Below are 21,506 nucleotides of genomic sequence, written 5' to 3'. Positions count from 1 at the left end.
CGGCGATCATGCTGGCACTGCGCTACTACTGCGGTGAGCTGATCCGCCAGCGGTGGGTCGCGGTGCCCGCGCTCACCATGCCGGCGCTGGGCAACATCTGCCTGTCCTACCTGGCGCCGCTGGCGGTGGCCGGGCTGGTGGGGCAGCTGGCCGGGGGCGGGGACGGCAGCGTCGCCACGCTCCTGCCGTACGTGCTCGCCTTCGGCGCAATGCTGCTGGCGGGCGAGGTGCTGTGGCGGATCGGGCTGCACTTCCTCAACCGCACGGACGCCCGGGGCATCGAACGGCTCGGCGTGGTGGGCATGGAGGAGCTGCTGACCAAGGACGCCGCGTTCTTCCACAACAACTTCGCCGGCTCGCTGACCAAGCGGGTGCTGGGATTCTCCTCCCGGTTCGAGGACTTCGCCGACACGCTCACCTTCTCGATCATGGCCAAGCTGATGCCGCTGGCCTTCGCCTCGGTGGTGCTGTGGCAGTATCACCCGCTGCTGGTCCTCGTTCTCATCGGTCTCATCGTCGTCACCGGCGTGCTCGTCGCCCCGTTGATCCGCCGTCGCCAGGCGCTGGTCGACGAGCGCGAGGCCGCCAGGGTGCTGGTGTCGGGCCACGTGGCCGACGTGCTGGCCAACATGGAGACGGTCCGCGCGTTCGCCGCCGAGGACCGCGAAGCCACCGAGCACCGGGCCAGGATCGCCGAGCAGCAGCGGCTGGCGCTGCGGTCCTGGGACTACGGCAACCTGCGGGTGGACACGGTCGTCGCCCCGATCTCGGTCCTCACCAGCGCCGTCGGCCTGCTCCTCGCCGTGGTGCTGCGGGGCGGTCTCGGCGTGGAGGCCATCGTGGTGACGTTCTCCTACTACACGAGCGCGATCAGCATCATGTTCGAGTTCAACCAGATCTACCGGCGGATCGAGAGCGTGCTCACCGAGGCCGCCCAGTTCACCGAACTCCTCCTCGTGCCGCCGACCGTGCTGGACTCCGCCGACCCGCAGCCGCTGCGCCCGGCCGACTCGAGCGTCCGCTTCGAGCGGGTGAGGTTCGCGCACGAGGGTGCCCTGCCCCTGTTCGAGGGCCTGGACCTGGACGTCCCCAGCGGTACCAAGATCGGACTGGTCGGCCAGTCCGGCGGCGGCAAGACCACCCTCACCCGGCTGCTGCTGCGCCTCATGGACGTCGACGCGGGCCGGATCCTGATAGGCGGCCAGGACATCTCCCGGCTGCGCCAGGCCGACCTGCGCAGCCTCATCGCGTACGTCCCCCAGGAACCCGCCATGTTCCACCGGTCGGTGCGTGACAACATCGCGTTCGCCCGGCCGGGCGCCACCGACGCCGAGATCCTCGCGGCGGCGCGGGCGGCGCACGTCACGGAGTTCGCCGAGTCCCTGCCGAACGGCTTCGACACCCTGGTCGGCGAGCGCGGCGTCAAGCTCTCCGGCGGCCAGCGGCAGCGCCTCGCGCTCGCGCGCGCCATCCTGCGCGACGCCCCGATCCTGCTGCTGGACGAGGCCACCAGCGCCCTCGACTCCGAGAGCGAGATCCTCGTCCAGGAAGCCCTGTGGCACCTGATGCGCGACCGCACCGCGCTCGTGGTCGCCCACCGCCTGAGCACCGTCGTCCGGATGGACCGGCTCGTCGTGCTCAACCGGGGATGCATCGTGGAGCAGGGCTCCCACGCCGAGCTGCTCCAGACCGAAGGCCCGTACGCCCGGCTCTGGCGGCACCAGTCCGGCGGCTTCCTGATGGACGACGACAGCTCCATCGTCGCTGAGGCGGTGGTTGAGTAGGGGATACTCATGCGATCCCGGCCTGTCGTGCCCCATCGTTGGAACGGTGCAATCGACATCGAGGAGATCCCATGATCAGGGACGGACGCTACGAGGGGCAGAGCGGCGGCATCTCGGTCACGCTGCGGGTGGACGCGGACGGCTCGGGGGTGATCAGCGCGGACGTGTTCCAGGCCGCGGCGGACGGCCGGAAGGCGTACCTGGCGTCGGCGCGCACCGCGCCCGGCACCAAGGTCGTGCTCGACGACGGCAAGTGGCCGGCGATCTGGCAGGCCGGTCCCACCAATAAGACGACGGGGTCGCTGGCCCTGGCGCAGAGCGACGGCGTGTCGGTCACGTTCGTCCTCGACGCCCCGCTGAACGGGTTGCCGACCCAGACCGAGGTGGTCGTCCCCGTCGAGCACAAGGACGACGCGCTGCGCGAGCTGGGCCTGGAGATCGAGCTGGAGCAGAACGTCCCGGCGCCGAGCCCGGTGATCTTCCAGGGCGTGGAGCGCACGATCAACGGCTGCCTGCGGGGCGCCGGGTTCGCGGTCAAGGACGTCGGGCGGCCGAGCGCCATCCCCGCCGGGATCGCCGGAGCCTGGGACGACTCGCTGCTCTACACCATGCTGAGCGATCTCATGCTCATCACGGGCGACGCGTCGCTGCGCGCCAGGGCGTGGGAGCTGCATCTGCTCCTGCTGTCCCGGGCGGCCATCCCCGGGCTGGCCGGCGTGATGTTCGACGCCGAAGGGCTGCTCCAGCGGCAGGGCGCGGCGGTCTTCACCGCCGGCTTCCAGGGGGCGACCAGGGATCAGAAGATCATCAGGACCATCGTGCACGAGCTCGGGCACGCGCTCAACCTCGCCCACCGCTTCGAGCGCGTGGTCGGCCGGGCCGACTCGACCTCCTTCATGAACTACGACTGGCGATACCTGGGCGGCGGGCACGAGCAGGACTACTGGCGGGAGTTCGCGTTCACCTTCGACGCCGACGAGCTGACATTTCTTCGGCACGGGCCGTTGACGGCGCTGATCCCCGGGGGTGAGCCCTTCCACTCCGTTCGCTACTGGGCCGACGGGGCCGGCGGGCACTCGCCGTACGCGCCGGAGATCCCGTTCGACGGCTACCGGCTGACGCTCGCCGCGCCCGAGTCCGGGCCGGTCTTCGCCTTCGGCCAGCCGGTGTTCCTCAAGGTCACCCTGGAGAACCGCACGGCGGCGGACCTGGAGGTGGAGCGCTGGGTGCTCGACCCGAAGGCCGGGCCGCTGGAGATCCTGGTACGCCGCAGCGATCCGCCGGCGGACGTGACCGCGTTCACCCCGATCGCTCAGCGGTGCATGGCCGCCATGGACTCCACCGCCAAGCTCACCATCCCGCCCAGCGGGGCGATCAGCAACAACGTCAACCTCACCTTCGGCTCGGCCGGTTTCACCTTCGCCGAACCCGGCGAATACGACATCATGCCGGTCCTCGGCCTCCCCGCCCGCGACCCGGCGGGGGAGCCCGTGCAGTGGGTGGTCACCGGCGAGCCGCTGCGCGTCCGCATCACACCTCCGCAGGGCGTGGCGGAGGAGCGCGACGCCGAGGTGCTGCACGCGGCGGAGACGGGCGCGTGGTTCGCTCTCGGCGGCAGCGACGCCCTCGCCTCGGCGGGCGAGGCGCTGGCCGGCGTACGCGAGCGCCGCCAGGCCGAGACCGGGAGCCATGACCCGGTCGTGGCGGCGATCGTCCGGACCGCCGCGCTCGACGCCGCCCGCCCGTCGATCCGGTTCCAGGACAACGAGTACGTCCGCCGCGACGGCGACCCCGAGCAGGCCGCCCGGCTGCTGGCCGGCCTGGACGCCCGGGCGCTGCGCACCTTCGACCCGTACACCGCGCAGCAGACCATCGCCCTCGCCGCCCAGTACCGGAGCGCTACCGGCGACTAGGTTGACGAAAGTAAGGGAGCGAACGGGCCTTTCGGGAGTGTCCGGGGCAGAGGCATTATTTTTACGCTCCTGCCCATGATGAGATCCCGTCTTGCGATCGCATTCGTCGCCCTGCTGGGCGCCGTGTTTCCGGCTTCCGCGGCCGCCGCCTCCGCGGAAGCCCTCTCCATTCCCCGCCCCACCGGGCAGTACGCGGTCGGGCGCGACACCCTGCACCTCGTCGACAGGAAGCGTCCCGACCCGTGGGTGCCCACCGCGGACGGGCGGGAGCTGATGGTGTCGATGTACTACCCCGCCTCCACCGGCGGCAGCCCCGCTCCGTACATGACCGTCGAGGAGGCCCGGCTCCTGCTCAAGGGGCTGAAGCTCGACACCAGGTTCAAGGCCGAGCAGCTCGCCGGCGTGCGCGTGAACGCCCGCGCCGGCGCCCGCCCGATCGGCGGCCGGCATCCCTTGGTGCTGCTCTCGCCGGGCTTCACGCTCAACCGCGCCACCCTGACGACGCTCGCCGAGGAGCTGGCGTCCAAGGGGTACGTCGTCGCGCTCGTGGACCACGCCTACGAGTCGTACGGGACCGCCTTCCCCGGCGGCCGTACCCTGACCTGCGTCGCCTGCGAGGCGATCGAGCGGGCCCCCTCCGACGAGGCGGAGAAGAAGCTGATGGCCAAGGCCGCCGAGGGCCGAGGAGCCGACCTCTCCTTCGTGGTCGGCGAGCTGACCCGCTGGAAGCGCTGGAAGATGATCGACCCGGGGCGGATCGGCGCCGCCGGACACTCCCTGGGCGGCAACGCCGCCGCCGCCGTCATGGCCGCCGACCGCCGCGTCCGCGCGGGGGTGGACATGGACGGCTCGTTCTTCGCGCCGGTCCCGCAGTCCGGCCTCGGTAAGCGGCCTTTCCTCATGCTCGGCACCAAGGCCCAGCACTCGCCCGACACCGTCGACACGAGCTGGCCGCTGGCCTGGCAGCGGCTGGACGGCTGGAAGCGCTGGCTGACGGTCGCCGACTCCGGGCACTTCACCTTCATCGACCTGCCGATCATCGGCGGGCAGGCGGGAGTCGTCGACCCCTCCGCCCCGCTCTCGGGCGAACGATCGGGCGAGATCACCACGGCCTATGTGGGCGCCTTCTTCGACCAGCACCTACGCGGCAAGCACCAGCCGCTGTTGGACGGCCCGTCCGCCGCCAATCCCGAGGTGACCTTCCAGAATCCCTGACGAAAACGGGCCCGCACCCATGAGGGTGCGGGCCCGTTCTCGACGTGCGCTGTTGCGTCAGGCCGAGACGATGTTCTCCGCCTGCGGGCCCTTCTGGCCCTGGACGATGTCGAAGGACACCTTCTGGCCCTCGGTCAGCTCACGGTAGCCGCCGTTGGACACGATGTTGGAGTAGTGCGCGAAGACGTCGGCGCCGCCGCCGTCCTGCGCGATGAAGCCGAAGCCCTTTTCAGAGTTGAACCACTTCACGGTTCCGGTAGCCATGTAGATCTCCTTTAGATAAGTGCAGAAAACATGAGCCCATCCGGAATTGCCCGGCAAACAAAACGCGCCCGAAGGTTGTATTCCGTCGGGCGCGCACTAAGTCGATGGGTACCGCAACTGCAACTCCCCCACCCTATCACACGCTCCCGGTGCTGCTGGATGAGACTTTCCTATTCACCGTCGCGTCCGAAAAGTTTTGCCATGGATTGACCTTTTCCTGCCTGGACGTCCTCGGCGCAGCCAAACACGATGACCTGCACCACATTCTGGACGACGTCCCTGCTGACGCTCCCCGGCGGCGCGCTGACCAGCGTGAACAGCGTACCTCCATAGAGCGCGATCAGGGCCGGGATCTTCTCGCGCGGGATGGTGAGGCCGAGCTGATCGTGGTGTCCGGCGGTGACCAGCACCGCCGTGTCCTGCAGGCTCGCGAGGGCCGAGGCGAGCACCGGCCGACGGGCGGCCTCCAACTGCAGTTCGAAGATCGCCAGATAGCGGTCGCGCAGGGTGGTCGCCGCTGTGAGCAGCGATTCCGTCAGCAGGTCGACCAGGGTCGCCGGTCGCTCGACGGCCCGGTCGGTGTCGGCGTGGTGCAGCTCGACGATGCGCTCCGCGGCGGCCACCAGCAGGGCTTCCCGGCTGCGGAAGTAGTTGGAGGCAGTGCCCGGCGGGAGGCCGGCCGCCTTCTCCACCGCGCGGTGGGTCAGCCCGTGCGCGCCCGACGACGCCAGCAGCTCGATGGCCGCATCGGTCAGGGCTTGGCGACGGGCTGGATTCGTGGGCGGCATGCGGCCATGATACCAATGCCCGTACTAGTACGATCGTAGTGAATGGATGAGGAGGCCTCATGAGGGTCGTGGTGGTCGGCGCCGGGCTCGGAGGAGTGGCGGCCGCGGTGGGGCTGCACCGCCTGGGTCATGAGGTGACCCTCTTCGAACGGGGCGCCGAGCTCCGGGAGGCCGGCACCGGGATCGTGGTCATGCCCAACGGGCTTCGCGCGCTGGACGCGGTGGGGCTGGCCGACGACGTTCGCGGGCACGTCATGCACGCGACCCTCGGGGGATTGCGGGACTGGCGCGGACGGCCGCTGTTGATCACCGACCTGGCCCGGGCGCAGCAGGAGGTCGGGACGCCCGCCATCATCGACCGGGCGGAACTGCACCGGGCGCTGCGCGCCCCGCTGCCTCCCGGCCTGGTGCGCACCGCGACCCCCGTCGAACGCCTGGAGCCCGATCCCGCCGGGGTGAGCGTGATCAGCGACGGGAAGCCCGCCGCGAGGGCGGACGCCGTGATCGCGGCCGACGGCATCGGCAGCAAGCTGCGCGCACAACTCTTCCCCGGTCACCCCGGGTTGCGGCGCACCGGCCGGATCGACCTGCGCGGCATGCTGGCCCGCCCTGCCGGCCTGGCCACGGACCTGCTCGCCGGCCAGCTGGTCGACCGCCGCAGCGGGGCGATGTTCGGCCTGTTCCCCGTCGGCGAGGACCGCCTCTACTGGTTCACCGACTCCGTCCTGCACGGCACGCCGCCGGACGCGTACGAGGCACGCCGGCAGATGCTCTCCCTCATGGCCGACTGGCACCCCCTCGTCACAGCGCTGATCGAGGCCACCCCGCCCGACGACATCTACGTCGACCCGATCGCCCGCCTGGCCGAACCCCTGCCCTCGTACGCGGCCGGCCGGATCGCCTTCCTCGGCGACGCCGCGCACGCCATGCCACCGGACCTCGGCCAGGGTGCCAGCCAGGCCTTCGAGGACGCGGCCGCGCTGACCCGCCACCTGACCGGCGCCGAGCCGGCCGACGTCGCCGAGCGGCTCCTGCGCTACGACGCCGAGCGCAGGCCCAGCGCCAACCGCATCATGCGGGCGGCGTCCCGGCAGTCGCGGCTGACCTCCCAGACCGGCCTCGCCGCGTGGCTGCGCGACACGCTGCTCCGCGCCGTCCCGTCCCGCCCGGCCACCAGGCAGCTCGCCGCCCTCTGGCACGCCTAGAAGGCTTGAGGGTCGTAACGTTACAGGTCCGCATCGAGCCTGGCCAGACCCTCACTTGGACGGGCCTGGCCTGTTGCGCGATCGGTAACGCACTCTTGACAGGCTGCGATGTGTGTCGATACATGTTTTATCGATACAACCCCCAAGCGGGCGCAGCTGTCGAGGCGCCCGCGGACGACGATCCGACGTGCCCGACCCCCCACGGTATGAGTGCCAAAGAGGTGCGCGATGTCCCTGCTCAGAAGCTCAACTGCGATCCTGGCGGCTGCCGTTCTGGCCCTGACCGGATGCGGCTCGGGAGGTGGAGGCGGAGGCGGCGGGAAGACCAAGCTGACGTTCTTCTCCTGGGACAACGAGCAGTCGATGAAACCGATCATCGAGGCCTTCGAGAAGCAGAATCCCACCATCGACGTCGAGTTCTCCACGGCCCCGCCGGTGGCCGAGTACATCTCCACGCTGCAGACCCGGCTCGTCTCGGGCACCGGCGCCGACGTGTTCGCGATCGCGGCCGAGAACAAGACCAACCTCATCCAGGGCGGCTTCGTCAAAGACCTGACCGGCAAGCCGTACATGGCGAACATGTCCAAGTTCAACACCGCCACCTACTCGCGGGACGGCAAGGCGTACGGCATGTCGATCTCGTCGTGGTCCGCCGGCATCCTCTACAACAAGGACCTCCTCGCCAAGGCGGGCGTCACCGAGTTCCCCACCAAGTGGGCCGACTTCGTCGCGCTGTGCCAGAAGCTCAAGGCGGCGGGCACGACGCCGTACTACGACTCGGTGACGGGCATGCCGCTCACCCTCGCGGCCCTGGTCGGCCATGAGAACGCGCGTCAGGGCGGCGACGTGGACGCGCAGATCTTCGCGGGCCAGAAGAAGTTCGGGGACCTGTGGCTCGGGCCGCTGACGAACTTCAACCAGCTGTTCACCAGCGGGGTCATGAGCAAGGACGTCGTGGGCCTGAGCGGCGAGCAGATCGTGGACGAGTTCGCCAACGGCCGCGTCGCGATGATCTCCGCGGGCCCGTGGAACGTGTCCACGCTGCGGGAGAAGGCGCCGAAGATGAACATGGCCTTCGTCGGCGTGCCGACGCCCGACGGCAAGCCGTTCTGGTCCGGCGCGGCCTCGCCCGGTTACGCCATCAACGCCAAGACCGAGCACGAGAAGGAGGCCGAGGCGTTCCTGACGTACCTCGGCAGCAAGGAAGGCGTGACGCTGTTCAACAAGCAGACGGCGGCCATGACCACCACGTCGGACGTCACGCCCGAGATCGACAAGGTGCTGGAGCCCAACCTCCAGGCGCTCAAGGACGGCACCTTCTACCTGCCGCAGATCGCCTGGCCACGGGCACAGGACGCGCTCAACACCGAGGCGGTCGCGCAGCTCCAGCTGATGGTGCAGGGCCAGGAGCAGCCGGCCGACGTGGCCGCCGCGCTCGACAACCGGCTCAAGGGCCAGAGCTGACATGACGGCGTTCGGCACGAGGGCGCCTGCCGCGACGGGCGCCCTGTCCTGGCTGATCTCGCCGAAACGGCTGGAGGGGCTGCGGCTGCAGGCGTTCCTGGTGCCGATCGGGATCGTGTTCGCGGTGCTGTTCGCGATCCCGCTGGCGCAGTCGCTCTACTTCAGCGTGACCGACTTCAACGGCTACTCGACGGAGGTCAACTTCGTCGGGCTGGAGAACTACCGGAAGATCTTCTCAGACCCGGCCATGCTGGCCGGGCTGGGGTTCACGCTGCTGTACGCGATCGGCACCACGCTGATCATCACCCTGCTGGCGATCCCGCTGGCCGTGCTGCTCAACCGGCGCTTCTTCGGCCGGAGCGTGGTGCGGGCCGTCTTCTTCTTCCCCGCCATCCCCAGCATCGCGATCCTCGGCCTGGTGTGGGGGTTCATCCTGTCGCCGCTCGGGTCGGGCGCCCTCAACAGCCTGCTCGGAGAGCTGGGCCCGGTGCCCTGGCTGTCCGACAGCACGCTCGCCCAGCTGTCGGTCATCATGGTCGCAGTCTGGTCGTCCACCGGCTGGCACGCCATCCTCTACCTGGCGTACCTGCAGTCGATCCCCGACGACTACTACGAGGCCGCGCGGGTGGACGGCGCCTCGCCGCGCCAGTCGTTCCTCTCCATCACACTGCCGCTGCTCGCCCCGGCCGTCACGATCAGCTCGCTGCTGCTGATGACCGGCGGCCTGAAGGTCTACGACCTGCCCTACACCCTCACCAAGGGCGGCCCCGGCTACGCCACGTTCACCATCACCCAGTCGATCATCCAGAGCGGCATCGCGCAGGCCAAGTTCGGCCAGGCCTCGGCGCTGGCGGTGGTGTTCATGCTGGTCGTCGGCGCGATCGTGGCCGTCCAGCTGGTCCTGTCGAGCCGGCTCGAAGGGCGCCTGTCATGAGAAGGCCGCTGCTCAGCTTCGCGATGATCCTGGCCGCCGCCGTGGTCGGCGTGCCGTTCTACTACATCGTCGTCAACACGTTCAAGACGCAGGCGGAGACGTCGGCCTCACCGCTGGGCCTGCCGTCGGGCCTGTATCTCGACAACTACGCGCGGGTCTTCGAGAGCACGCCGATCCTGCAGTCCTTCCTCAACACTCTGTACGTCACCGCCGTCTCCATCGTGATCATGCTGATCATCGGATCGATGGCGGCGTACGCGATGCTGCTGCGCAAGACGCTGCTCAACCGGGTGGCCGGCGCGCTGCTCGTGATCGCGTTCCTGGTGCCGGGGCAGGCCACGCTGATCCCGGTCTACCGGATCCTCGTGCAGCTGCGACTGGTCGACAGCCTCGAAGGGCTCATCTTCCTGTACGCCGCCGGCTCGGTCTTCTGCTACTTCCTCATCCAGGGCTACCTGCGGTCACTGCCGATCTCGATCTTCGAGGCGGCCCGCATCGACGGCGCGGGGCCGTGGCAGATCTACTGGCGGATCGTGCTGCCGCTCATCCGGCCCATCCTCATCACGGTCGGCGTGTTCCAGACCATGTGGATCTGGAACGACTTCATCACGCCGAACGTGTTCATCAGCTCGCCCGACAAGCAGACCCTGGTGCTGCAGGTCTACAAGGCGGTCGGGCAGTACTCGGTGGACTGGCCGGCGTTCATGACGCTCAGCGTGATCGTGCTGACCCCCGTCGTGATCTTCTTCATCGCGATGCAGCGGCACATCGTCAACGGGCTGCTGCGGGGGAGCGTCAAGGGTTGACGCGTGAGAGGATGCGGGCCGTGCGGGTGATCCAGAAATGGTGACGATCCAGGACGTGGCCAGGGCCGCGGGGGTGTCCGCCATGACGGTGTCCCACGTGCTCAACGACCACCCCCATGTCAAGGCCGAGACGCGCGAACGCGTGCTGCAGGCCATCAACCAGCTCGACTACCGGGTCAACGTGGCGGCGCGCAACCTTCGTACCGGGCGGACCGGCACGATCGGGCTCGCCGTACCCGAGGTGGACCGGCCGTACTTCGGGCAGCTCGCGGCCGAGATCATCACGGCGGCGGCCCGGCACAACCTCAAGGTGGCCATCGAGCAGACCGGCGCCTCGCGCGAGGGCGAGCTGGACGCGCTAGCCCTGTCGCGCAACCGCCTCTACGACGGGCTCATCCTCAGCACCGTCGGGCTCGGGCCGACCGACACCGACCTGCTCAAGGTCGACTACCCCATCGTCATCCTGGGGGAGCGCATCTTCGACGGGCCCGTGGACCACGTCGCCATGCCCAACGTCGAAGGCGCCCGCGCCGCCACCGCCCACCTGATCGAGCGGGGCTGCCGCCGCATCGCGCTCGTCGACGGCGGCGCCCAGGGCGAGGAGGTCAACGTCTCCAGCCTGCGCTTCACCGGCTACCGCGAGGCGCTCGACGAGGCGGGCGTCGCCTTCGACGCGCGGCTCGTGGCCCCGACCTCGCGGTTCACGATGGAGGGCGGGGCCGCCGCGGCCCGGCGCCTGGTGGACGACGGGGTGGAATTCGACGGCGTGTTCTGCGTGACCGACACGGTGGCGATCGGCGTGCTGCGCGGGCTGGCCGACCGGGGCGTACGCGTGCCCGACGAGGTGAAGGTCATCGGCTTCGACAACATCGCCGAAGGCGGATACACCGTGCCCTCCCTGTCGTCGATCGACCCCGATCACTCGCTGATGGCCGGCACGGCCGTCCGGTTCCTCGCCAAGCGGATCACGGAGAAGGGCAAGAAGCGGGAGGTGGCGCGCGAGTTCGTCAGCCGCTTCACGGTCGTGGCCCGCGAGTCCACCGGCGGGGCGTGAGGCCGGCCGCCATTGACATGAATGCGCACCCTCCGTGCCCCCCGGCCGAAGCCGTCACCCAGAGCCCCCGGCCGCGGACCATCGTCACCGCCGACCCCGAACTCGACGACGCCAACTCGCTGATCCGCTACCTGCTCTACAGCAATGAGGTGACGACCGAGGGGCTCGTCTACGCCGGCAGCCGGTTCCACTGGAAAGGCGACGGCAAGGGGACGGATCTCGCTGGTGGCAGTACCAGGAGGCGGGCAGCGTGACCGTGAGATGACCCGGCGCAGGTGAAGCCCGTCCCTGGCCGGTCGCAGCGCTGAGAGCGCGTGGCAGCGCGCTGTCAGACCCGTATCAGCGGCGGCGGCCATCGTCGTACGTGCACGTCAGAACGTACGAGGAGCCGAGAGGGAATCACATGTCGCAGGAGAAGCTGGCCGGGTTCGTCGAGGCGGCGGCCAAGGAGTTCGGGATCCCCGGTGTCGCCGTCGGGGTGCTGGCCGGGGGCCGGGAGTTCGTCGCCGCTCATGGCGTGACGAGCCTCGACAACCCGTTGCCGGTCGACGACCGGACGCTGTTCCACCTGGGTTCGGTGACCAAGACCTTCACCGCGACCGCGCTGATGCGCCTGGTCGCGGAGGGCAAGGTGGAGCTGGACGCGCCGGTGCGCCGCTACGTGCCCGAGCTCACGCTCGCCGACGAGGCCGCCGCCGCGCGGATCACCGTGCTGAACCTGCTCAACCACACCGCCGGCCTGGACTGGAACCTGATCGACGTGGAGGAGGAGGACGGCTCCCTGGCCGCGTTCGTGGCGCAGCTGGCCGGCCTGGCGCTGATCGCGCCGCCCGGCGCCCGGGCCTCCTACAGCCAGGCGGGCTACAACCTGGCCGGCCGGATCATCGAGAACGTCACCGGCCTGAGCTACGAGACGGCCGTGTCCGAGCTGGTCCTGGAGCCGGCCGGGCTGTCGAACACCTTCTTCGAGCTGGACGACGTCATGGTCCGTCGCTTCGCCGTCGGCTACAACCGCGACGAGGACGGCACGATGCGGTTCGCGCGGCCGTGGAAGTCGCGGCGGGCCGGCATGCGCGGCAACAACCCCGGCGGCGGCATCGCCTCCTCCGTCAGCGACCTGCTGGCCTGGGCCCGCTTCCACCTGGGCGCCGCAGAGGGGGTGCTGCCCGCCGAGACGCTGCGGAGCATGCGGGAGCCGACGGTCGAGCTGCGGGCCAGCACGCTCGGCGACGCCTTCGGCATCTGCTGGTTCCTGCGCGAGGTGGACGGGGTGCGCACCATCGGGCACGGCGGATCCGGCAACGGCCAGTTCGCCGAGCTGCTCATCGTGCCCGAACACGACTTCGCCGTCGTCTCGCTGGCCAACGCCGGTCCGGACGGCTACCAGTTCAACGAGAGCGTCGCGCGCTGGGCGCTGGAGCACTACCTCGGCGTGGTCGAGCGGGACCCCGAGCCGATCCCGTACGACCCGGCGCGGGCGGAGGAGGTCGCCGGCCGCTACGAGATCGACGCCATGAACCTCGACCTCGCCACCGACGGCACCCGGCTCACCCTCGAGGTCGGGATCAAGCCGGAGATCCGCCAGGCGTCGGAGGCCGAGATGCCCCAGGACTACCCGCCGGCCGCCGTGGGCTTTTTGCCCGGTGACGGCGACGAGTACGTCATCACCGAGGGCGGCCTGAAGGGGCAGCGCGGCTTCTTCACCCGCGACGACAGCGGCACGGTCGTGGGCGTCGACCTCGCCGGCCGGCTGTTCGGCCGGACCACGGCCACCTCCTGATCAATCAGCGGCACAGCGCGGCGGCGCGCTCCAGGAACAGGTCGCGCTCGCGGACGTTCCGGGTCAGCCCGGCCGCGCGCCGGAACTCGGCGGCCGCCTCCTCGGCCCGGCCGAGCTTGGCCAGCAGGTCACCGCGGACGGCGGGCAGATGCGCGTACTCCCGCAGGGCGCGCTCATCCCGGAGGCCGTCGGCGATCTCCAGCCCGCGCTCGGGCCCGTACGCCATGCCGACCGCCACCGCCCGGTTCAGCTCGACGATCGGCGAGGGCGTGAGGTGGGCCAGCAGCCGGTAGAGGGCCGCCATGCGTTCCCAGTCGGTGGCCTCCGGGGTGAGCGCGCGGGCGTGACACGCGGCGATGGCCGCCTGCAGCCCGTACGGCCCGAGCGTGCCCAGCTCCTCGGCGCGGCGCAGCGCGGCCAGGCCGCGGCGGACCAGGAGCCGGTCCCAGCGGCTGCGGTCCTGGTCGAGCAGCAGGATGGGCGAACCGTCGCGGGCGGTCCTGGCCGGGATGCGCGAGGCCTGGATCTCCATGAGCGCGAGCAGGCCGTGCACCTCGGGCTCCGCGGGCATGAGCCCGACCAGCACGCGGCCGAGGCGCATGGCCTCCTGGCACAGCGACGGGCGGATCCAGTCGTCGCCGGCGGTCGCCGCGTACCCCTCGTTGAAGATCAGGTAGATGACCTCCAGGAGGGAGGCCAGCCGCGCGGGCAGCTCGGCGGGCGGCGGCAGCTCGATCGGGATCCTCTTGTCGGCGAGGGTGCGCTTGGCCCGCGAGATGCGCTGCCCGACGGTGGGCTCCGGGACGAGGAAGGCGCGGGCGATCTCGGCCGTGGACAGGCCGCCGAGCAGGCGAAGGGTGAGCGCGAGGCGACCCTCGGCGGGCAGCTCGGGATGGCAGGCGGTGAAGATCAGGCGGAGCAGGTCGTCGCCGATATGGTCGTCGAGGGCCTCGTCGAGCTCGGCCTCCGCCGACTCCTGGCGCAGCTCCATGTCCCGGCCGATCTGCTGCAGCTTGCGCTGGTAGGTGTCGCGGCGGCGGAACTGGTCGAGGGCCTGGTGCTTGGCCGCGAGCGTCAGCCAGGCGCCCGGATTGTCGGGTACGCCCTTGCGCGGCCACTCTTCGAGCGCGGCCACCAGCGCGTCCTGCGCCAGCTCCTCGGCCAGCCCGATGTCGTTGACCATGCGGGCCAGGGCGGCGATGACCCGGGCGGACTCGATCCGCCACACCGCCTCCACCGCCCGGTGCGAATCGGCTACCGTCATGCGTCCTGCATACAGCATCCGGCCGCGGACGTGGTCCGCGGCCGGATGGGCACCGGGTCAGGCCGGCGGGGCGAAGTCCTCGGGCCCGAACAGCCGCAGCACGTCCGATTCACCCTCCCAACCCGGCCACAGGTCACGGTGGAGCTTGACGAAGCGGGTGGTCCACTCCACGGCTTCCTCCTTGCTCCTGACCTCGTACAGCGCGTAGCTGATCAGCTCCTTGGCCTCGGCGAACGGGCCGTCGCTGACGGTCAGCCGGCCCCCGCTCACCTCGACCCGCGCCCCCTCGGAGCTGGGCGCCAGGCCGCTGTTGTCGAGCAGGGCCCCGGCCTCGGTGGCCTCCTGGCCGAGCTTGAAGATGGCCTCCATGAGGTCGGCCGGCGGCGGCCCGTCGGGCTGGGCGTTGACTTTGAGGGTGACCAGGTAGCGCATGGTGACATTTCCTTTCTCTATGGGACGGTCAGGCGCGGGAGAGGTTCAGGGACAGTAGCGACAGCCAGCTCCAGACCGCCACGATGCCGGCGACGAACAGCAGGTTGGTCCAGGCGACGCCGCCGCCGCTCGCGATGCCGACGAACGAGCCGAGGAACAGCGTGCCGGTGACGCGGGAGTACAGGGCCCAGCCCGCGCGGTCCTCACGCGACTGCCGGGAGGCGACGACGTAGCAGGCCGCGGCCATGCACAGGAACCCGACGCCGCCGACGGCCAGGTGCAGGGTACCCGACAGAGTGATGACGCCCGGGCCTTCCGGGGTCCCGGCGGGGAAACCCATCGCGGGGTCGGCGGGGAAGATCGCGGCGCCGATCATGCTGGCGCCGAACACGCCGACCAGGATCGGCGCCCACCGGGCTCCCCGGCCGGGCGCCAGGGCTCGGCGCAGGCCCACGGCGGCGGCGAGGGTGGCCAGGGCGGTGAGGACGAAGTTGGCGGTCTGGATCCAGCCGAGCTCGCCGTTGGCGAGGAAGCTCCACGGGTGGCGGGCCAGGTCGAAGCCCTGCCGGGTGAACGCCTGGGCAAGGGCGACGATCACGTAGAACGGACCGGCGACGACGCCGCAGCCGAGGAGCAGGCGCTGGGTGGAGCTGGGTCGGGCGGGGGAGTGGGCAAGCTGCCGGGTCATGGTCGTCAACCTCGCGTCGGCGGGGCCGGCCCATCCGGCCCTCTGGACACGCTGCGAACGAGGGGAGGCGTTTTCGACACGCGCCCGGAAGTTTTTTCAAGATTTATTCGGCGAACATCCCCTGCCCGGGAGTCAGCAGGTGGCGGGGGTCGAATCGGGCCTTCGCGTGCTCGACGGCGGGCCACAACGGGCCGTAGTGGTCCTTCCAACCGGCCCGCGTGAGCGCGACGGCGCTGACGGGATAGACGTGGCCGCCGATGGCGCGGATGCGGTCGTACACCGCGCGGTTGGTCTTGACCAGCCTGTCCACCAGCAGGGGATCGTCGGCGGGGAAGCACACGAGGCTGCAGAGGAACGCGACCTCCCCCTCCGGCAGGCGCACCAGCGGCGTGCGCACGCGGCCGGGGCGGATGGGGTACAGCAGGACGCGCCCGAACTCTCCCAAATCCTCCTGGGTCACGTCGGCGAGGAGCTCCGCGGCCAACCCGTCGGCGGACGCGTCCGGGACGAAGGAGTGCAGCCAGGGGTGGGGATGGTGCCAGGTGCCCGCCGCCCGCAGGTGGCTCTCGAGCTTGCTCAGCCGCAGGAACAGCTCCCGGTACGGCAGATCGACGCGCTCGGCCCGGTCGCGGAGGTCGGACAGGCCGGCCAGCGTCTCCTCGTCATCGGGCGGCGAGCTGGCCGAGTGACCGACCCCTACCTCGACCGCGTACTGGCCTGGCCGGATCGTGCCTTGCAGGAAGTCGACCCGGTCCGTGGACAGCAGGCGGCGCTGGTCGGCCGTCATGGCGCGGTGGTCCGGGTAGGACAGGGTGTGCAGGCGGACCAGTTCGGGAGCGCGGACGAGCCGGAGGACGGCCCGCGTGATGATCCCGTACTGGCTGAGCCCGCCGCGTACGGCGTCGAAGAGCTCGGGACGCGCGCTCGCCGAGCACGTGACGATCTCGCCCTCGCCCGTCACCACCTCCAGCTCGATGACGTTGCAGCTCTGGAAACCGTGCCGGAACGTCATGCCGCCCAGACCGCCCGCGGAAACGGTCCCGCCGACCGAAAGGTCGAGATAGTCGGTGAGCACCGGCGGGGTGAGGCCGTGCGGCAGGGTGGCGTCGAGCACCGACCGCCAGGTCGCGCCGCCGCCCACGGTCACGCGATCGGCCTCCAGCGCGTGCACGGCGTTCAGGCCGCTCATGTCGATCACGAGACCGTCCTCGGCCTGCGCCCGGCCGTAGACGGAATGGCCCTGCCCGCGGGCGGCCACGGGCATCCCCTGCTCGGCCGCCCGGCGCACCGCGGCGGCCATGTCCGGGGCCGATCCCGGCCGGCACACGGCCGCGGGCCGCCGCCTGATCAGGTGCCCGAAATCGTCACTCGCGGCATCCAGGCATTCCGGCGCGTACAGCCACGCTTCCTTGCTCATCCCGGCCCCCGAACTCGGCGTGGTCACCCAGGGTAACCATAAGTCACATGCCGCCGGGATGCTCGATCGACCGGATGACGGCGTCGGGGACGATCAGGTCCGCCTTCGGCTTCGTGGTGGCAATCAGATCGGCGTTGCGCTGGTCGACCTCCGCCACCCAGCTCACCGCGTGCTCCGGCGGCTTGCCGAAGCGGATGTGCCGGGTGACCAGCCGGTCCACGCGCTCGGCGTGGTCCAGATCGCAGTACCAGACCTCGTCCAGCCAGGGGCGTACGCGGCCCCAGTCGCCCTCGTCGAGCAGGAGGTAGTTGCCCTCGGTGATGATCAGGCGGGCGGCGCGGGGGACCGGGATGCTGCCGGCGATGGGCTGCTCCAGGTCGCGCTCGAAGGCGGGGGCGTAGACCACGTCCTCCTCGTCCTCGCGCAGGCGGCGGAGGAGGGCGGCGTAGCCGGCGGCGTCGAAGGTGTCGGGGGCGCCCTTGCGGTCGCGGCGGCCGAGCCGGTCGAGTTCGACGTCGGCCAGGTGGAAGCCGTCCATCGGGACGTGGGCCACCCAGTCGGCGGTGAGGCCGGGGGGCGGCTCCTGCCGGAGCAGGCGGGTGAGGGTCACCGCGAGCGTGGTCTTGCCCGCGCCGGGGCCGCCGGTGATGCCCAGCAGGGCCCGCCGGCCGCCCCAGGCGCGGGCCCGGGCGAGGAGGTCGTCCAGGCTCATCGGGCCGGGCTGGTGTGGAGGTGGCCGGCGATGAAGGCGCGGGCGTGCCGGGCGAGGTCTTCGCCGTCGTCCCACAGGTTGCGCCAGATCGCCAGGTCGTTGGAGAGCCCCTCCATCACGACCGCCGAGGAGAACGACTCGAAGGTGATCGGCCCCTGGTAACCGATGTCGCCCAGGGCGTGGAAGAACGCGGTGAAGTCCAGGTGGCCGGAGCCGAGGTAGCCACGGTGGTTCTCGCCGATGTGGACGTAGCCCAGCCGGTCGCCGACCTCGCGCACGGGGCGGACGAGGTCGTCCTCCTCGATGTTCATGTGGTACGTGTCGAGGTGGATCAGGACGTTGTCCTCGCCGATGTCGTCGGCGAGCCGCAGCGCGTCCCGGGCGGTGTTGATGACGTTGGTCTCGTACCGGTTGCAGATCTCCAGGCCGAGCGTCATGCCGTGGCCGCTCGCCTCCTGGGCCAGCCGGCGCAGCACCACGACCACGTTGCGCCGCCCCGCCTCGCTGAGCGGGCGGCCGTACTTGCCGAGCGCGCTGTAGAGCGCGCCGGTGAAGTGGGTGCCGCCGAGCTCGCGGGTCGTGGCCAGGGAGTCGTGCAGCAGCTTCTCGCCGCGCTCGACCACGGCCGGGTCGTCGCTGGAGACGTCGGCGTCGAAGGCGAGGCCGCGGGAACAGGCCACGCCCAGCCCGGCCGTACGCAGCGCCTCGCGCGCGGCGGCGACGTCGAGGTTCGCCGAGTCGTGCAGCGAGATCTCCAGCAGGTCGAAGCCGGTCGCCTTGGTCTTGTCGATCGCGTACGCCAGCGAGTCCGGGCCGGTGTCGCCGACCCAGACGAGAGCGTGGACGCCGATGGGGTTGGTGGTCATCTGAGTGGATTGCCTTTCTGGGGCGTCAGTTGCTGAGCGCGCCGGTGATCAGGGCGACGATCTCCTCGCCGGTGGTATCGGCCGTACGCCGCCCGCCCACGCAGCGCCCGGCCCGCATCACCCACACCTGCTGGCTGAGCCGCATGACCTGGGCGAAGTTGTGGCTGATGAGCAGGACCGCGTGACCCTCGTCGCGGAGTCTGAGGATCAGCTCCTCGACCCGGGCGGTCTCCTGCACGCCGAGCGCGGCCGTGGGCTCGTCCATGATCACGAGCTTGGAGCTGAACCCGGCGGCGCGGCAGATGGCCACGGCCTGGCGCTGGCCGCCCGAGAGCCGGCGTACCCGGGACTTCACCGCGGGCACGTTGACGGCGAGCGTGGAGACCATCTCGCGGGCGCGGGCCTGCATGGCGCGCCGGTCGAGCAGGGCGACCGGGCCGAACCTGCGGACGATCTCGCGGTTGAGGAACAGGTTCTGCCACACCGTGAGGTCTTCCACCAGCGCGAGGTTCTGGTGCACGGTCTCGATCCCGGCCTCGCGGGCGTCCTCCGGGGAGCGGAAGTCGGTCTCGGCGCCGTCGAAGACGATGCGCCCGCTCTGCGGCCGGTGGATGCCGGAGATGCAGCGGACGAGGGTGGACTTGCCCGCGCCGTTGTCGCCGACCAGCGCGGTGATCTCGCCTCGGCGCAGGGTGAGGGAGACGTCGGCCAGCGCGCGTACGCTGCCGAAGGCCAGGGAGACCTCGTGGGTCTCGAGCAGGGGAGTGCCGTTCTCGGTCATCGCTGGAACCTTGTGAGCAGGGCGGCCAGCACCACGACGACGCCGACGGCCAGCGGTTGGTAGAACTGGGAGACCCCGAGCAGGGTCAGCCCGTTGACCAGCGCGACCAGCAGCAGCGCGCCGATGGCCGGGCCGATGATGGTGCCCCGCCCGCCGAAGAGGCTCACCCCGCCGAGCACGACCGCGGCCACGGAGTTGAGCAGGAAGGAGGTGTTGGAGGCGGGTTCGGCCGCGCCGACGCGGGCGACCAGGAGCAGCGCCCCCAGCCCGGCCAGCGCGCCGCTGATGGCGTAGACGGCGATCTTGATCCGCCGGGTGCTGATGCCCATCGCGTTGGCCGACTCCGGCGAGCCGCCGGTGGCCAGCACGTGGGTGCCGAACCTGGTGTGGAACAGCACGACGTGCGCCACGATCGCGACCACGATCGCGATCAGGAACGAGTAGCCGAAGATCCCCACTCTCCCGGTGGACAGGGCGAGCAGCGCCGGGTCGATGATCGTGACCGGCTTGCCGTCGGAGAGGATCAGCGCCAGACCGGAGGCCGCCGAGAGCATGCCCAGCGTCACGATGAAGTCCGCGATCTTCCCCCAGGCGGTGATCATGCCGTTGACCAGGCCCGCCACCGCCGCGGCGAGCACGCCCGCCACGCAGGAGAGCGCCAGCCCCCACTGCGCCGTGTACGCCTGGCCGAAGACCACCGCGCCCAGCGTCATCGCCGAGGCGATCGACAGGTCGATGCCGGCGGTGGCGATCACGAACGTCTGGCCCACGGCCAGCACGATCAGGATCGCGGCGGCCAGCAGCATGGAGGTGATGTTGCCGGGGCTGAGGAAGGTCGGATTGAGCGCCTGGAACACGATCACCAGGACGACCAGTCCGACGAGGGCCGCCCACTCCGCCCAGAACCCGACGTCTTTCAGCTTCGCGGCCCAGTGCTCTCCGTCGCGGGCCGCGAGCGTTGCGTTTGCCATGTCTGTCACTCCTCGTCCCACCGGGCCGGACGGCCGGGCAGGACGGCGTAGGCGCTACTTGATGAGGGACGCGAACGGGTCGTCGTAGCTGCCGAACGGCTTGGGTGTGGCCGCCAGCGCCTTGTCCGCGTTCTCCTTGGTGACCAGCTCGACCGGGGCCTTGACGTTGGCGGGCAGCGTCTTGCCGGTCGCCGCCGCCTGGCACGCCTCCACGCCCATCAGCCCGATCGCGTACGGGTACTGGGCGACGGTGCCGTCCAGGGTGCCGGCCTTGACCGCGTCGAGCGCGTCCTTGATGCCGTCGACGCTGATGACCTTGACCTTGCCGGCCTTGCCCGCGTTGGCGACGGCGCGCGCCACGCCCAGCCCCATGTCGTCGTTGGCGACGAAGAATCCGGCCAGGTCGGGGTGCGCCTGCAGCACGTCGGTGGCGGCGGTGAGCGCGGTCTGCCGCTCCCAGTTGGCCGCGACGGTCTGCACCATCTTGACCTTGGGCCCGAGGCCCTGCTTGAAGCCCTCGACCCGGGCGCCGCTGGTCACGTCGCCCGCGATGCCGCCGATGGCCGCGACGTCGCCGCCGTCGGCCAGCAGCTCGGTCATGCGCTGCCCGGCCGTCTTGCCGGCCTCGACGTTGTCGGTCCCGATGTACGTCGCGAGCTTGACGTTCGCGCTCTTGGCCGCCGCCGCGTCGATCGGGCTGTCGATGTTGACCACGGTCTTGTTCTGGGCGGAGAGCTGGGCCAGGCCCTGGACCAGGTTGGTGCCGGAGATCGGGTTGACCACGTAACAGGAGAAGTCCTGCCCGGCCAGGCCGTTGAGCTTGTCCGCCTGGCCGGTCGTGTCCGTGATGGCGTTGGCCGCCTGGACCGTGACCGGCACCTTGGCCGTGGCGGCCTGGTCGTCCATGCCCTGCTTCATCGTCTGGAAGAACGGGTTGTCCAGGCCCTTGATCACGGCGGCGATCTTGGGTGTCGCGGTGCCCGCCTCCCCGGCCACGGGGGTGCTCCCGGTGGTCTCGCTGGAGCCGCAGGCAGCCAGCGCGAGCGCGCCCGCAGCGAGAACCGCGCTGAGGGCCGCGGTGCGGCGACCTCGGGTGTTGGCCATCATCGGATGCCCCTTTCAGCGTCGATGGCATGACCGTAACCAGTGTTTCCGTTAGATTGCAACA

The 21,506-nt window shown here is 70.6% G+C and carries 21 protein-coding genes; 10 read left to right on the top strand and 11 right to left on the bottom strand.

Features of this window, described 5'->3' with window-relative positions:
- The first annotated feature begins 8 nt into the window (after positions 1-8).
- The 3 genes from AB0L65_RS14920 to AB0L65_RS14910 all read left to right on the top strand — a co-directional run bounded on the left by AB0L65_RS14920 (position 9) and on the right by AB0L65_RS14910 (position 4,912).
- Entirely contained in the window at positions 9-1,784 is a 1,776-nt protein-coding gene (locus tag AB0L65_RS14920; RefSeq protein WP_364244917.1) for an ABC transporter ATP-binding protein, read from the top strand.
- A gap of 71 nt (positions 1,785-1,855) precedes the next feature.
- Positions 1,856-3,697 carry a hypothetical protein gene (locus AB0L65_RS14915; protein ID WP_364244914.1) on the top strand — a complete coding sequence of 614 codons (1,842 nt, stop codon included), beginning with the start codon at positions 1,856-1,858 and terminating at the stop codon, positions 3,695-3,697.
- Positions 3,698-3,772: 75 nt separating this feature from the next.
- Positions 3,773-4,912, top strand: a complete 1,140-nt coding sequence (locus AB0L65_RS14910) for an alpha/beta hydrolase (RefSeq protein ID WP_364244911.1) — start codon at positions 3,773-3,775, stop codon at positions 4,910-4,912.
- Between the two features lie 57 nt (positions 4,913-4,969).
- Here the strand turns inward: AB0L65_RS14910 and AB0L65_RS14905 are convergent, their stop codons facing one another.
- Positions 4,970-5,176, bottom strand: a complete 207-nt coding sequence (locus AB0L65_RS14905) for a cold-shock protein (protein WP_192788611.1) — start codon at positions 5,174-5,176, stop codon at positions 4,970-4,972.
- Between the two features lie 170 nt (positions 5,177-5,346).
- Positions 5,347-5,964 (bottom strand): TetR family transcriptional regulator, encoded by a 618-nt coding sequence (locus tag AB0L65_RS14900; protein ID WP_364244909.1) that lies wholly within the window; start codon positions 5,962-5,964, stop codon positions 5,347-5,349.
- A 59-nt stretch (positions 5,965-6,023) separates the two neighbouring features.
- On the opposite strand from AB0L65_RS14900, the gene AB0L65_RS14895 reads away from it, so the two are divergent.
- From AB0L65_RS14895 to AB0L65_RS14865, 7 genes are all read left to right on the top strand, one after another.
- Positions 6,024-7,169 carry an FAD-dependent monooxygenase gene (locus AB0L65_RS14895; protein ID WP_364244906.1) on the top strand — a complete coding sequence of 382 codons (1,146 nt, stop codon included), beginning with the start codon at positions 6,024-6,026 and terminating at the stop codon, positions 7,167-7,169.
- A gap of 228 nt (positions 7,170-7,397) precedes the next feature.
- Complete coding sequence (locus AB0L65_RS14890) at positions 7,398-8,633, top strand: extracellular solute-binding protein (RefSeq protein WP_363978338.1); 1,236 nt, start codon at positions 7,398-7,400, stop codon at positions 8,631-8,633.
- A gap of 1 nt (position 8,634) precedes the next feature.
- Positions 8,635-9,567, top strand: coding sequence for a sugar ABC transporter permease (locus AB0L65_RS14885; RefSeq protein ID WP_364244903.1), 933 nt, complete (start codon positions 8,635-8,637; stop codon positions 9,565-9,567).
- Positions 9,564-10,373 carry a carbohydrate ABC transporter permease gene (locus AB0L65_RS14880; RefSeq protein WP_350723315.1) on the top strand — a complete coding sequence of 270 codons (810 nt, stop codon included), beginning with the start codon at positions 9,564-9,566 and terminating at the stop codon, positions 10,371-10,373. The genes AB0L65_RS14885 and AB0L65_RS14880 overlap by 4 nt, the downstream gene beginning before the upstream one ends.
- A 37-nt stretch (positions 10,374-10,410) precedes the next feature.
- Entirely contained in the window at positions 10,411-11,427 is a 1,017-nt protein-coding gene (locus AB0L65_RS14875) for a LacI family DNA-binding transcriptional regulator (protein ID WP_364244900.1), read from the top strand.
- Positions 11,428-11,444: 17 nt separating this feature from the next.
- The gene (locus AB0L65_RS14870; protein ID WP_364244896.1) at positions 11,445-11,681 is read left to right on the top strand and encodes a nucleoside hydrolase-like domain-containing protein; all 237 of its coding nucleotides are present in this window, start codon (positions 11,445-11,447) and stop codon (positions 11,679-11,681) included.
- A 149-nt stretch (positions 11,682-11,830) separates the two neighbouring features.
- Positions 11,831-13,207 carry a serine hydrolase domain-containing protein gene (locus AB0L65_RS14865; RefSeq protein ID WP_364244894.1) on the top strand — a complete coding sequence of 459 codons (1,377 nt, stop codon included), beginning with the start codon at positions 11,831-11,833 and terminating at the stop codon, positions 13,205-13,207.
- Positions 13,208-13,211: 4 nt separating this feature from the next.
- Here the strand turns inward: AB0L65_RS14865 and AB0L65_RS14860 are convergent, their stop codons facing one another.
- The 9 genes from AB0L65_RS14860 to AB0L65_RS14820 form a co-directional block, all read right to left on the bottom strand.
- Positions 13,212-14,471, bottom strand: coding sequence for an RNA polymerase sigma factor (locus AB0L65_RS14860; RefSeq protein WP_364244891.1), 1,260 nt, complete (start codon positions 14,469-14,471; stop codon positions 13,212-13,214).
- A 57-nt stretch (positions 14,472-14,528) separates the two neighbouring features.
- On the bottom strand, positions 14,529-14,903 hold the full coding sequence (locus AB0L65_RS14855; protein WP_357754384.1) for a YciI family protein: 375 nt from the start codon (positions 14,901-14,903) through the stop codon (positions 14,529-14,531).
- Between the two features lie 28 nt (positions 14,904-14,931).
- Positions 14,932-15,591, bottom strand: coding sequence for a DUF998 domain-containing protein (locus AB0L65_RS14850; RefSeq protein WP_364244888.1), 660 nt, complete (start codon positions 15,589-15,591; stop codon positions 14,932-14,934).
- A 103-nt stretch (positions 15,592-15,694) separates the two neighbouring features.
- On the bottom strand, positions 15,695-17,035 hold the full coding sequence (locus AB0L65_RS14845) for an FAD-binding protein (RefSeq protein WP_364244885.1): 1,341 nt from the start codon (positions 17,033-17,035) through the stop codon (positions 15,695-15,697).
- Between the two features lie 16 nt (positions 17,036-17,051).
- Complete coding sequence (locus AB0L65_RS14840; protein WP_364244882.1) at positions 17,052-17,720, bottom strand: nucleoside/nucleotide kinase family protein; 669 nt, start codon at positions 17,718-17,720, stop codon at positions 17,052-17,054.
- Positions 17,717-18,586, bottom strand: a complete 870-nt coding sequence (locus AB0L65_RS14835) for a sugar phosphate isomerase/epimerase (protein ID WP_364244880.1) — start codon at positions 18,584-18,586, stop codon at positions 17,717-17,719. Before AB0L65_RS14835 ends, AB0L65_RS14840 begins: the two co-directional genes overlap by 4 nt.
- 25 nt (positions 18,587-18,611) lie before the next feature.
- On the bottom strand, positions 18,612-19,367 hold the full coding sequence (locus tag AB0L65_RS14830) for an ATP-binding cassette domain-containing protein (RefSeq protein WP_364244877.1): 756 nt from the start codon (positions 19,365-19,367) through the stop codon (positions 18,612-18,614).
- Entirely contained in the window at positions 19,364-20,338 is a 975-nt protein-coding gene (locus tag AB0L65_RS14825) for an ABC transporter permease (RefSeq protein ID WP_364244875.1), read from the bottom strand. The genes AB0L65_RS14830 and AB0L65_RS14825 overlap by 4 nt, the downstream gene beginning before the upstream one ends.
- A gap of 54 nt (positions 20,339-20,392) precedes the next feature.
- A complete protein-coding gene (locus AB0L65_RS14820) occupies positions 20,393-21,445 on the bottom strand; it encodes a substrate-binding domain-containing protein (RefSeq protein WP_355194000.1) in 1,053 nt (350 codons plus the stop codon).
- Between the last annotated feature and the right edge of the window lie 61 nt (positions 21,446-21,506).

Source organism: Nonomuraea sp. NPDC052116, assembly GCF_040680035.1.
In the GTDB taxonomy this organism is placed as follows: domain Bacteria; phylum Actinomycetota; class Actinomycetes; order Streptosporangiales; family Streptosporangiaceae; genus Nonomuraea; species Nonomuraea angiospora_A.
Note: the sequence above shows the minus strand (reverse complement) of the source record. Positions and strands in the feature narration are given on the sequence as shown.